Origin of the sequence: Xanthobacter nonsaccharivorans, from assembly GCF_043194755.2 — a bacterium.
GTDB classification, from domain to species: Bacteria; Pseudomonadota; Alphaproteobacteria; order Rhizobiales; family Xanthobacteraceae; genus Xanthobacter; species Xanthobacter autotrophicus_G.
The window spans coordinates 1,159,702-1,172,561 of record NZ_CM195526.1; the positions used below are offsets into that span (position 1 = coordinate 1,159,702).

6 protein-coding genes and 1 riboswitch are annotated in these 12,860 nt (G+C 68.9%); of the genes, 2 read left to right on the forward strand and 4 right to left on the reverse strand.

Translation table 11 applies throughout. From position 1 onward, the window contains the following. Positions 1-82 precede the first annotated feature (82 nt). On the reverse strand, positions 83-1,318 hold the full coding sequence (locus V5F59_RS05335; protein WP_393979814.1) for an O-succinylhomoserine sulfhydrylase: 1,236 nt from the start codon (positions 1,316-1,318) through the stop codon (positions 83-85). Between the two features lie 76 nt (positions 1,319-1,394). Continuing rightward, positions 1,395-1,475, reverse strand: a riboswitch (SAM riboswitch). A 75-nt stretch (positions 1,476-1,550) separates the two neighbouring features. Between V5F59_RS05335 and V5F59_RS05340 the strand changes: the two genes are divergently transcribed. Continuing rightward, positions 1,551-2,678 carry a 2'-deoxycytidine 5'-triphosphate deaminase gene (locus V5F59_RS05340; RefSeq protein ID WP_393979812.1) on the forward strand — a complete coding sequence of 376 codons (1,128 nt, stop codon included), beginning with the start codon at positions 1,551-1,553 and terminating at the stop codon, positions 2,676-2,678. 46 nt (positions 2,679-2,724) lie between these two features. On the opposite strand, the gene V5F59_RS05345 is transcribed toward V5F59_RS05340, so the two are convergent. Next, positions 2,725-4,959: an FUSC family protein gene (locus V5F59_RS05345; protein WP_393979810.1), complete on the reverse strand. Its 2,235-nt coding sequence runs from the start codon at positions 4,957-4,959 to the stop codon at positions 2,725-2,727. Between the two features lie 274 nt (positions 4,960-5,233). On the opposite strand from V5F59_RS05345, the gene zapE reads away from it, so the two are divergent. Next, the gene (gene zapE / locus V5F59_RS05350; RefSeq protein WP_393979808.1) at positions 5,234-6,421 is read left to right on the forward strand and encodes a cell division protein ZapE; all 1,188 of its coding nucleotides are present in this window, start codon (positions 5,234-5,236) and stop codon (positions 6,419-6,421) included. Between the two features lie 55 nt (positions 6,422-6,476). Here zapE and V5F59_RS05355 read toward each other — a convergent pair whose 3' ends face one another. Together V5F59_RS05355 and gltB are read right to left on the reverse strand one after the other, a co-directional pair. Continuing rightward, positions 6,477-7,898, reverse strand: a complete 1,422-nt coding sequence (locus tag V5F59_RS05355) for a glutamate synthase subunit beta (RefSeq protein WP_393979806.1) — start codon at positions 7,896-7,898, stop codon at positions 6,477-6,479. Positions 7,899-8,101: 203 nt separating this feature from the next. After that, positions 8,102-12,805 (reverse strand): glutamate synthase large subunit, encoded by a 4,704-nt coding sequence (gltB, locus tag V5F59_RS05360; protein ID WP_393979804.1) that lies wholly within the window; start codon positions 12,803-12,805, stop codon positions 8,102-8,104. Positions 12,806-12,860: the final 55 nt, after the last annotated feature.

Here is a 12,860-nt window from a genome sequence, read left to right on the forward strand (position 1 = left end):
AAAATGCTCCCACGGCACTAGTGAACCCGCGTTGCCGCCCGCGCGCAACAGGCCCTGCCGTCGCGCGTGCGGAAGCCTTGCCTCACAAGGCTTCCGCACCGGCCGCAAGGTCCGCGATCAGGTCGTCGGGGTGTTCGAGGCCGACCGAAAGGCGAAGCAGCCCGTCGGAAATGCCCATCTCCGCCCGCGCCTCGGGGGTGAAGCGCTGGTGCGTCGTGGTGGCCGGATGGGTCAGCAGGCTCTTGGCGTCGCCGAGATTGTTGGAGATGCGGATGAGCCCCAGCGCGTTGGCGAAGCGGAAGGCCCCCTCCTTGCCGCCCTCCACCACGAAGGTCACCAGCGTGCCGCCGCCCTTCATCTGCCGGCGGGCGAGCTCGGCCTGGGGATGGTCGTCGCGGCCGGGGTAGATCACCTTCTCCACCTTGCCGAAGGCGGCGAGGGCGTCCGCCACCCTGGCGGCGCTCGCCTGCATGCGCTCCACGCGCAGGGCCAGCGTCTCCAGCCCCTTCAGCATGATCCAGGCGTTGAAGGGGGAGATGGAGGGGCCGGTCTGCCGCAGGAAGGTCTGCAGGTGGTCGGTGACGAACTGCTGGGAGGAGAGGATGGCGCCGCCGAGGCAGCGGCCCTGACCGTCCACGTGCTTGGTGGTGGAATAGACCACCACGTCCGCGCCCAGCTCGAAGGGGTGCTGGAGGAGGGGGGTGGCGAACACGTTGTCCACCACGAGGCGCGCCCCCGCCGCATGGGCGATCTGCGCCACCGCGGCGATGTCGATCAGCTCAAGCGTCGGGTTGGTGGGGCTCTCCAGGAAGAAGATCTTGGTGTTCGGCCGCGCCGCGGCCTGCCAGGCGGAAAGGTCCTTGCCGTCCACCAGCGTCGTCTCGACGCCGAAGCGGGGCAGGAAGTCCTCCAGGATCCAGCGGCAGGAGCCGAACAGGGCCCGCGCCGCGACCACATGGTCGCCGGCCGAGAGCTGGCAGAGCAGAGCGGCATTCACCGCCGCCATGCCGGAGGCGGTGGCGCGGGCAGCCTCCGCCCCTTCGAGCAGCGCCATGCGCTCCTCGAACATGGCGGTGGTGGGGTTGGAATAGCGGGAATAGACGAAGCCCGGATCCTCGCCCTTGAAGCGTGCCTCGCACGATTCGGCATTGTCGTAGACGAAGCCCTGGGTGAGATAGAGCGCCTCGGACGTCTCCCCGAACGGCGAGCGCGTGGTCCCGCCATGGACTAGGCGCGTCTCCGGGTGGAGTGTAAGGGGGTCCTTCGGGACGAAGCGGGAGGGAGAAGGGCTGGAGGCAGGCTTGGATGCCGCGGACATGACGGTCTCCGGAGGAGGCCGAGGGGATCAGGCGTGTGGATGCCTACAGCCGCCGTCCGGCGCGTGCGGGCTCCCCGTCTCATCGTCCCCGGCCTTTTAGCATGGTTCTTTAACGTGGCTGCAAGCCGGCCGGCTCAAATTCACCACAGGCACAAGGCAGTTAACTCCCGGCCTCCCCTTGGCGTCAAGGGTTTCGTCCGGTAAAGCGAACAAAAAGGACGGGAAAGCGGATATGTCGGTGCGTGCGAGCGAGCATCTGAAGCCCGGGATCCTGCCCGCCGAGGCCATCGCGGCGCTGAAGGCGTCGGGAGCCATTTCCTGCCGCAAGGCGCTGGACGACGACCAGATCCAGCCCGCGAGCCTGGACCTGAGGCTGGGCAAGACCGCGTGGCGCATTCGCGCGAGCTTCCTGCCGGGCGCGGGCGTGTCGGTCAAGGACCGGCTCGAAGACCTGGCGCTGCACGATTTCGATCTCACCAAGGGCGCGGTTCTGGAGACTGGCTGCGTCTATCTGGTGGAGCTGTTCGAGCGCATGAAGCTGCCGGCGGACCTCGCCGCCGCGGCCAACCCCAAGAGCTCCACCGGCCGGCTCGACGTGTTCGTGCGCGTCATCACCGATGGGGCGCGGGCGTTCGACACCATTCCCGCCGGCTACAACGGCCCTCTCTATCTGGAAATCTCGCCGCGCACCTTTCCGATCCTGGTGCGCACCGGCTCGCGTCTGTCGCAGGCGCGGTTCCGCCGCGGCGTCGCCCGCCTGTCGGACCTGGAACTGCTCACCCTCCAGTCCGCCGAATGCCTGGTGGATGCGTCGAGCCCGGACGTGGCGGCAGGGGGCATCGCCCTGGGCGTCGATCTGGCGGGGGATGCGCTGGGCGGCCTCCTCGGCTTCCGCGCCAAGAAGCATACGGGTGTCGTCGACGTGGACGAGGTGGGCGCCCTCGACGTGGAGGACTTCTGGGAGCCCATCCGCGTCCGGGAGGGCCGCGCCGCGCGGCTCGTGCTCGATCCGGATGCCTTCTACATCCTCGCCTCGCGGGAGGCGGTGCACGTTCCGCCGGACTATGCGGCGGAGATGGTGCCGTTCGATCCGCTGGTGGGCGAGTTCCGGGTGCATTACGCCGGCTTCTTCGATCCCGGCTTCGGCGATGCCGCCGCCGGCGGACGCGGTGCCCGCGCCGTGCTGGAGGTGCGCTCGCGGGAGGTGCCCTTCATCCTGGAGCACGGGCAGATGGTGGGCCGGCTCGTCTATGAGCGGATGGCCGGGCGCCCCACTACCCTCTACGGCGCCGACATGCGCTCCCATTACCAAGGGCAGGGGCTGAAGCTCTCCAAGCATTTCAGGCCGCTGGCCATCTGAGGTCCTGCGGCCCCGTCTCCGGCCGGCGCCGGGCGGGTGATGCGTCTCAGCCCTTGCGGCCGGACGGCGCGACGGCGCCGGCGGCGATGACATCCTCCTTGCGCCACGGCGTATTGTCCTTGAGCGCCTGCCGCAGCTCGCGCAGCGGCCGCAGCACCGCGTCCGAATAGGCGAGATAGTCGGCCACCAGCGGCAACACCTCCTTCACCGCCGTGTCGTCCGCGAGACCGAGGACGGTGGAGACGGCGGCATCCACCGCCGGCGTGGCGGCATCCGCGCTGCCCGCGCCCGCTTCACCCAGCACAACCTCGAAACCGGTGAGGGTGCGCGAGCGCGCCGCCTCCACCACCGCCATCACCTCCTCCTTCCCCCCCGCGGCGGCGAGGCGGTGGGAGACGTCTTCCATGAGGGCGAGATAGGTGATGAGCACGTCGAGGGTGGAGACGATGTTGGCCACGTCCCCCGCCGAATGGCCGAAGACGGATTCGGCGCCGAGCTGCGGCAGGCGCGCCCCCAGCAGCCGCACGTCCTGCACCAGTGGCGCGACGGAGGAGCGCTCCCCGGAATGGGGCCACCAGGAGGAAAAGGCGGTTCGGCAGCGCGTCAGCAGGCGCCGCACCTCCGGCCGCACCTGCTCGGTGAGATAGACCGGCAGCACCACGTAGGACACCACCAGGGCGATGCCGGCGCCGATGGCGGTCTCGTAGATGCGCGCCACCATGCCCTCCGGGCCGAGGCCGGAGATGATGTGCAGTCCCAGCACCACCGAGAGGCCCACGGCTGCGGAGGCCACGTCGTAGCGGTCCTTCTGCGTCACCAGGGCGACCATCTGCGCGCCCATGCAGAAGGCGGCGAGCAGCCAGATGTGCTCGCCCAGCGCCAGGAACATGCCGATGCCCACCCCCACGCCGATGAGCGTGCCCACCGTGCGGTAGCGCACCCGCATGTAGGTTTCGCCCACGCTGTTGCCGATGACGAACATGACCGTCATCGTCGCCCAGTAGGCATGGTCGAGCTGCACCACCAGGTCCAGGGCGGTGGTGGCGGCCGTGGCGACGGCGCCCTGCAGCGCCACCTTGAGCGGAGCGGAGAGCATGGGCTTGCCGTCCGGCCCCGGCACCCGGAAGGGGATGGTGCGCGGCGGCGGCGGGGGGGCCTCCTCGCTGTCCGCATGCGGGGGCGGGAAGGGCGCGAGCTCGGCGGCGGCGATGCCGGTGACGAGCAGGGACAGCCGGTCGAAGGCGGTCAGCGCCCGCAGCAGGGCGAAACGCGCCGAGGCGGGAAGCTCCGGCGCGAAGGCCACCTCCCGCAGCCGCGCCACCGCGCGCTCGAACCGTTCTTCCGCATGCACGTCGGAGACGTCCACCGATTCCAGCCGGCGGGCAATGTGGTCGGCTGCGGCGGCGAAGGGGTGGCGCCAGTCCGGTGTGTTGGGCGCGCCCTGGGGCACGCAGCCCGCCAGCAGCTGCACCGCCACGCGCAGGCGATAGAAGCGCACCCGCAGCAGCTCGAAATCCGCATGGGCGCCGGGGTCCTCGGCGGTGGCATTGGCGAGGGCGCTCCAGATGCGCCCGCGCAGGGCCTCCAGCTGGTCGGCGGTCTCCTCAGGGAAGGCCTGGCCCTGCCGCACCGCCTCCGACAGCTCGCGCAGGAAGCCCGCCACCGCAGTTTGCAGGTCGAGGGTGGTTTCCACGAAGGCATGGACGGCGGAGGGCCGCCAGGGCGACAGCCGCACCGCCGCCGCCACCATGGCGCCCTGGCAGAAGGCGAGCAGCAGCAGGGCGGCCTCGATCCGCGTCGGGCGGATGATGGTGCCCACCGTCGCCACCACGATGAGGGCGAGGCCCGCCCGCTGCCCGTCCATGCCGTAGCGGCGCAGCACCAGGGCGGTGAAGGACAGGGGGATGAGGAGCAGCTTCTGCACCATGTTGTTGGCCGCCCCCTCGCCGGGGCCCACTGCGGTGAGCAGGGCGAGGAAGACAACCGAAAGGCCGAACAGGCGCGCCATGGTGCGTGCCTCGACCTTCACGCTCGCGGCGGGGTTGAAGCTGATCATCACCAGCGCGGCGCAGCCCGCCATCATGGGGAAGGTGACATCCATGCCCAGCCGGAAGCCGGAGGAGGTGGCATAGCCCGCAAGGATGACGATGACGAACGACACGCCGAGGTGCAGCGCCCGCGTGGTGTCGACGCCCCCGGGGTCGTGGTCGGCGAGCCAGGCCTTGATCCGCCCGGCAAGGGGCACAGGACGGCGTACAGGGATGGGGGAGGGGGGCTCCATCGACGGGGTCAACCTTCCTTGGCCTCGCTGCAAGCCTGATCTTATGGTTCCGCGCTCTTGTCCAGCACGCAATGGCGCCGCGACGGCTGCCCTTCGGATCCGCGGCGCGCCCATCCGCGCTCCGATTTGGGCGAGGGGAAGGCGATGCCCGCCGATCGCGCGGGCCATCCCCCGCCCCCCAGCGGGCGTGGCAACGCTTCAACTTTGCGCGGATCTGATCTAAGCGGTGCAGCATCAAGGCCGGCGCCACGCCGGATCGAGCGGGGACCGTTTGATGGTGGGTGAGACGACGGCGCGGGTCACGGAACTTTATGCGGCCAAGCTCGCGGCAGGCGAGATTTCGGAAGACCCGGCGCAGGCGGCCGTGGTGGAGGAGTTCGCCCGCCTGGAGATGGAGCTGCGGCAACGGGCGCTGGCGCAGAAATCCTCGGCGCTGGGCTGGCTGTTCCAGCGCCGCGCGCCGGTGGCGCCCAGGGGCATGTATGTCTACGGCAGGGTGGGCCGGGGCAAGACCATGCTCATGGACCTCTTCTATGACGCGCTGCCGCCCAAGGGGAAGCGGCGCGCCCACTTCCACGAATTCATGGGCGATGTCCACGAACGCATCTTCCGCGAGCGGCAGGCCCAGAAGGAGGGAAGCCGAAAGGCCGCCGATCCGATCGCCCCGGTGGCGGCGGCGCTCGCCGACGAAGCGAAGCTCCTGTGTTTCGACGAATTCCACGTGACCGACATCGCCGATGCGATGATCCTCGGCCGGCTGTTCGAGAAGCTGTTCGCCGACGGCGTGGTGGTGGTGGCGACCTCCAACGTGGCGCCGCAGGACCTCTATGCCGGCGGCCTCAACCGCGCGCTCTTCCTGCCGTTCATCGGCATGATCGAGGGGCGGATGCAGGTGATGACGCTGGATTCCCGCACCGACTACCGCATGGAGAAGCTGGAAGGCGTCTCCACCTGGCACACCCCCCTCGGTCCGGCGGCCGACGAGGCGGTGAACGTGGCGTGGCGGCGGCTTGCCGGGCCGGGCGGCGGGATGCCCAGCGAGATCCTGCTGAAGGGCCGCAGGCTCGCCATTCCCGCCATGGCCAACGGTGCGGCGCGCTTCTCCTTCGCCAACCTGTGCGAGGCGGCGCTGGGGCCGAACCCGGACTACCTCAGCCTCGCCCGCATGTTCCACACCATCATCGTGGAACACATCCCCATCCTGGGGCCGGACCAGCGCAACGAGGCCAAGCGCTTCATTTCGCTGATCGACACGCTCTACGATGCCAACGTGAAGCTGGTGGCCTCCGCTGCCGCGGAGCCGGACCGGCTCTATCTCGGCACGGACGGGGCGGAGGCGTTCGAGTTCGCCCGCACCGTCTCCCGCATCCACGAGATGCGCTCCGGCGAATATCTGGCGAAGCCTCACGGCCGCGTGGATTCCGCGGCTTCCGGCGACACCACGGGTCTCGTCGAGACGTAAAAAAGGCGGCCCGCAGGGGCCGCCCTTCTGTCTCAGCGCAGCGACGCGACCGCGGTCAGCGCGGCAGCGTGGTCGCGCCCATCAGGTCCTTGTCGATGGCATGGGCGGCCTGGCGGCCCTCGCGGATCGCCCAGACCACCAGGGACTGGCCGCGCCGCATGTCGCCCGCCGCATAGAGCTTCGGCACCGAGGTGGCGTAGGCAAGGTCGTCCGCCTGCACGTTACCGCGCTTGTCCAGCGCCGCGCCGGATTGCTCCACGAGACCCTGGAAGAGCGGGTGGGCGAAGCCGATGGCGAGGAACACGAGATCGGCCCGCAGCACGAACTCGGTGCCCTGGATGGGCTGGCGCTTCTGGTCCACGCGGGCGCACTTCACGCCGGTGACGTGGCCGTTGCGGCCCTCGATGCCCAGGGTGGCGCAGGCGAACTCGCGCTCGGCGCCCTCGGCCTGGGAGGAAGAGGTGCGGAACTTGGTGGGCCAATAGGGCCACACCGCCAGCTTGTCCTCCTTCATGGGAGGCACCGGGCGGATGTCGAGCTGGGTGACGGAAAGCGCCCCCTGCCGGAAGGCGGTGCCGACGCAGTCGGACGCAGTATCGCCGCCGCCCACCACCACCACATGCTTGCCACCGGAGAGGACCGGAACCTCGTGGATCTGCTCGTCGCCCTCGCGGCGGTTGGATTGCACGAGATAGGGCATGGCGAAGTGCACGCCTTCCATCTCCTGGCCGGGCAGCTGGGGATCCCGCGGGGCCTCGGAGCCGCCGGCGAGCAGCACCGCGTCGTGGCCGTCCAGCAGCTCCTGGATCGGGCGGGTGACGCCGATGTTCTCGCCGTAATGGAACGTCACACCTTCCGCCTCCATCTGCTTCACGCGGCGGTCGATGTGGTGCTTCTCCATCTTGAAGTCGGGGATGCCATAGCGCAGCAGGCCGCCGGCCTTGGGCTCGCGCTCGTAGACATGCACGTCATGGCCGGCGCGGGCGAGCTGCTGGGCGGCGGCGAGGCCCGCCGGCCCGGAGCCGACGACGGCCACCTTCTTGCCGGTCTTCACGGCGGCCGGCTCGGGCTTGATCCAGCCCTTCTTCCACGCCTTGTCGGCGATGGCCTGCTCCACTGTCTTGATGGTGACCGGCATGTCCTCGAGGTTCAGGGTGCAGGCCTCCTCGCACGGGGCGGGGCACACGCGGCCGGTGAACTCCGGGAAATTGTTGGTGGAATGGAGGTTGCGCGCAGCTTCCTCCCACTCGTCGCGATAGACGAGGTCGTTCCAGTCGGGGATCTGGTTGTGGACCGGGCAGCCATTCGGCCCATGGCAGAAGGGGACGCCGCAATCCATGCAGCGCGCCGCCTGGTTGGTCACCTCGGCGTCGGGGAGCGGCAGCGTGAACTCGCGGAAATGACGAATGCGGTCGGAAGCGGGCTGATACTTCTGCTCCCGCCGGTCGATCTCCAGAAAACCCGTGACCTTGCCCATAAAAAAACCTCGTAGGCGAACCTGTTGAGGGAACCGCCGCGCGCACCGCCTCATTCCGCGTGCCGCACCACGTGCTCCATTACAAGAATTGTTCCAGCTTGAGGACTCGGAATTCGCGCGCCTGACCTGCGCGCCCGTCCGAGCCGGGCATGCCATCCGGGCGCCCTCTCCCGCAGGCGGGGGAGGGCGCCGCCGGGATGTGTCTACTCCGCCGCCTGGAGGCCGCGGCGCTTCTCCATGTCGCGAAGCGCCCGGCGGTATTCCACCGGCATCACCTTCACGAATTTGGAGCGATACTCGGCCCAGTTGTCGAGGATCATCTGCGCCCGCGCCGAGCCTGTGTGGTGCAGGTGCTTGGCGATGAGCTGGTGCAAGCGCTCCTCGTCGTGCCGGGACATGTCGCCCTGCACGTCGATGCGGCCCTTGAACTCCAGGTCGCCGCCGTGGTGGTGGAGGCGCTCCAGCAGGTCCTCCTCCTCCTCCACGGGTTCCAGGTCCACCATGGACAGGTTGCAGCGCTTGGCGAAGCTCTTGTCCTCGTCGAGCACATAGGCGACGCCGCCGGACATGCCGGCCGCGAAATTGCGCCCCGTGGGGCCGATCACCACCACGATGCCGCCTGTCATGTACTCGCAGCCGTGGTCGCCGGTGCCTTCCACGACGGCGATTGCCCCTGAATTGCGCACCGCGAAGCGCTCGCCGGCGATGCCCCGGAAGTAGCATTCGCCCTCGGTGGCCCCGTACATCACCGTGTTGCCGACGATGATGGAGTTCTCCGGCACGATGGCCGAATGGGCCGGCGGCCGCACGATGATGCGCCCGCCCGACAGGCCCTTGCCCACATAGTCGTTGGCTTCGCCCACGAGGTCGAAGGTGACGCCGGTCGCGAGGAAGGCGCCGAACGCCTGGCCGGCGGTGCCCGAAAGGGTGACGTGGATGGTGTCGTCAGGCAGGCCGGCGCCGCCGTAGCGCTTGGCCACCGCGCCGGAGAGCATGGCGCCGGCAGAGCGGTCCACCGAGCGGATCGGCGTCTCGATGACCACCTTCTCGCCGCGCTCCAGGGCCGGCGCCGCCTTCTCGATGAGGGTGCGGTCGAGCACCTTCTCGATGGGGTGGTGCTGGCGCTCGGTGTGGCGGATGCCCACGTCGGCCGGAACCTGCGGCACGGCGAAGATGCGCGAGAAGTCGAGCCCCTTGGCCTTCCAGTGGTCGATGGCGGCCTTCTGGTCGAGCACGTCGGCGCGACCCACCATCTCCTCCAGCTTGCGGAAGCCGAGGGAAGCCATGATCTCCCGCACCTCTTCGGCGATGAAGAAGAAGTAGTTGATCACGTGCTCGGGCGTGCCCTTGAAGCGCTTGCGCAGCACCGGATCCTGGGTGGCGACCCCCACCGGGCAGGTGTTGAGGTGGCACTTGCGCATCATGATGCAGCCGGCCGCGATCAGCGGCGCGGTGGAGAAGGCGAACTCGTCCGCCCCGAGCAGGGCGCCGATGATCACGTCCCGGCCGGTGCGCAGGCCGCCGTCCACCTGGAGGGCGACGCGCGAGCGCAGGCGGTTCGCAACCAGCGTCTGCTGGGTCTCGGCGAGGCCCATCTCCCACGGCGAGCCGGCATGCTTGATGGAGGTGAGCGGGGATGCGCCCGTGCCGCCCTCGAAGCCGGAGATGGTGATGTGGTCGGCGCGCGCCTTGGCGACGCCGGCCGCCACCGTGCCCACGCCCACCTCGGAGACGAGCTTCACCGACACGTCCGCGTCCGGGTTCACGTTCTTGAGGTCGTAGATGAGCTGCGCCAGATCCTCGATGGAATAGATGTCATGGTGCGGCGGCGGGGAAATGAGGCCGACCCCCGGGGTGGAGTGGCGCACCTTGGCGATCACCGCGTCCACCTTGTGGCCGGGCAGCTGCCCGCCCTCGCCGGGCTTGGCGCCCTGCGCGACCTTGATCTGCATCACGTCGGAGTTGACGAGGTACTCCGCCGTCACGCCGAAGCGGCCGGAGGCCACCTGCTTGATGGCCGAGCGCATGCTGTCGCCGTTGGGCAGGGGCTTGAAGCGCTCCGGCTCCTCGCCGCCCTCGCCGGTGTTCGACTTGCCGCCGATCCGGTTCATGGCGATGGCGAGGGTGGTGTGCGCCTCCCGCGAGATGGAGCCAAACGACATGGCGCCGGTGACGAAGCGCTTCACGATCTCCGTGGCGGGCTCCACCTGCGCGAGGTCAACGCTGGCCTGGCCGATCTCCTGCGCATCCTTGATCCGGAACAGCGAGCGCACCGTGAGCAGGCGCCTGTCCTCGTTGTTGATCATGGAGGCGAAGGCCCGGTACTTGTCCCGGGCGTTGCCGCGCACGGCGTGCTGGAGCTCGGCCACCGTCTCCGGCGACCAGGCATGGTCCTCGCCGCGCATGCGGTAGGCATACTCGCCGCCCACGTCGAGCGCCATGCGGAAGATGGGGTTGTCCGAGAAGGCCATGGTGTGACGGCGCACCGTCTCCTCGGCGATCTCGGAAAGTCCCACGCCCTCGATGGTGGTGGCGGTGCCGAAGAAGTACTTGCTGACCAGCTCCGAGGAGAGGCCGACCGCATCGAAGATCTGCGCGCCGCAATAGGACTGGTAGGTGGAGATGCCCATCTTGGACATCACCTTCAGCAGCCCCTTGTCGATGGACTTGATGAAGCGCTTGACGATCTCCTTGTCGTCCACCTCCTCCGGGATCTCGTCCTTCATGGAGAGCAGGGTCTCGAAGGCGAGATAGGGGTTGATGGCCTCGGCGCCATAGCCCGCGAGGCAGGCGAAGTGGTGCACCTCGCGCGCCTCGCCGGTCTCCACCACCAGGCCCACCGAGGTCCTGAGGCCCTTGCGGATGAGGTGGTGGTGCACGGCCGCGGTGGCGAGCAGCGCCGGGATCGGGATGCGGTCCGGGCCGATCATGCGGTCGGACAGGATGATGATGTTGTAGCCGCCGTGCACGGCCGCCTCGGCGCGCTCGCACAGCCGCTCGACGGCATCCTCCAGGCCCGCCGCGCCCTTGTCGGAGGGGTAGGTGATGTCGAGGGTGCGGGTGTCGAACCGCTCCTCCATGAAGCCGATGGAGCGGATCTTCTCCAGGTCCTCGTTGGTGAGGATGGGCTGGCGCACCTCAAGGCGCTTCCTGCGGGCGGTGCCCTCCAGGTCGAAGATGTTCGGCCGCGGCCCGATGAAGGAGACGAGGCTCATCACCAGCTCCTCGCGGATCGGGTCGATGGGCGGGTTCGTCACCTGGGCGAAGTTCTGCTGGAAGTAGGTGAACAGCGACTTCGACTTGTTGGACAGCACGGAGATGGGCGTGTCGGTGCCCATGGAGCCCACGGCCTCCTGGCCGGTGATGGCCATGGGGGCCATGAGGAGCTTCAGGTCCTCCTGGCTGTAGCCGAAGGCCTGCTGGCGATCGAGCAGTGACACGTCGGTGCGCACCTCGCGCGCCTCCACGGGGCGCAGGTCCTCCAGCACCAGCTGGGTGTGCTTCAGCCATTCCTTGTAGGGATTGGCGCGGGCGAGGGTGGTCTTGATCTCCTCGTCGGGGACGAGGCGGCCTTCCTCAAGGTCCACCAGCAGCATCTTGCCGGGCTGGAGGCGCCACTTGGTGACGATCTTCTCCTCCGGCAGCGTGAGCACGCCCATTTCCGAGGCGAGCACGATGGTGTCGTCGCTCGTCACCATATAGCGGGCGGGGCGCAGGCCGTTGCGGTCCAGCGTCGCGACGATCTGGCGGCCGTCGGTGGCGACGATGGCGGCGGGACCGTCCCACGGCTCCATGAGGGAGGCGTGGTACTCGTAGAAGGCGCGCCGCTCCTCATCCATGAGCGGATTGCCCGCCCAGGCCTCGGGCACCAGCATCATGGCCGCGTGGGGCAGCGCGTAGCCGCCCTGCACCAGGAATTCGAGCGCGTTGTCGAAGCAGGCGGTGTCCGACTGGCCCTCGTAGGAGATGGGCCAGAGCTTGGAGATGTCGGCGCCGAACAGCTCGGAATCCACCGAGGCCTGCCGGGCCGCCATCCAGTTGACGTTGCCGCGCAGGGTGTTGATCTCGCCGTTGTGCGCCACCATCCGGTAGGGGTGGGCCAGCGGCCAGGCGGGGAAGGTGTTGGTGGAGAAGCGCTGGTGCACCAGGGCGAGCGCGCTCTCGAAGTCCGGATCGTGCAGGTCCGGATAATAGGCGCCCAGCTGGTCGGCCAGGAACATGCCCTTGTAGACCAGCGTGCGGCAGGACAGCGACACCGGATAGTAGCCGGCGGTGCGCGGGTCCTTCGCATTATAGACGGTGTTGGAGATCACCTTGCGCAGCACGAACAGGCGACGCTCGAAGCCATCCTCGTCGCCCGCGAAATCGCCGCGGCCGATGAAAATCTGCACGTGCTTGGGCTCGGTCGGCAGCACGCTGACGCCGAGGGAGGAATTGTCGGTGGGCACGTCGCGCCAGCCGATCAGGGAAAGGCCTTCCTCCGCCACAACGCGCTCGTAAGTGGCGCGCACCATCTGCTCACCTTCCGCGTCGCGCGGCATGAAGATGTGGCCGACGGAATACTGCCCCGGCTCGGGCAGCTCGAAGCCGAGGCGCGCGGCCTCCTTCGCGAAGAACTTGTGCGGGATCTGCACCAGCATGCCCGCGCCGTCGCCGGCGCGCGGGTCCGCGCCCACGGCGCCGCGATGCTCGAGGTTGAGCAGGATGTTGATGCCGTCCTGGATGATGCGGTGGGACTTGCGGCCCTTGATGTCGGCGATGAAGCCGACGCCGCAGGCGTCCCGCTCGTGCGCCGGGTCGAACAGGCCGGACGGTTCCGGACGGCCGACGATCGCCGTGTCTTTCACGGCGGCGGTGCTCAGGGCCTCGCGTCCGTTCAAGCCATCCTTGCGATCATGCGCTGCCATCTTCCAGTTCCTTCTCTAGCCAGTCGGCGGCGGTCGAGGACCTGCCACCCTTTCC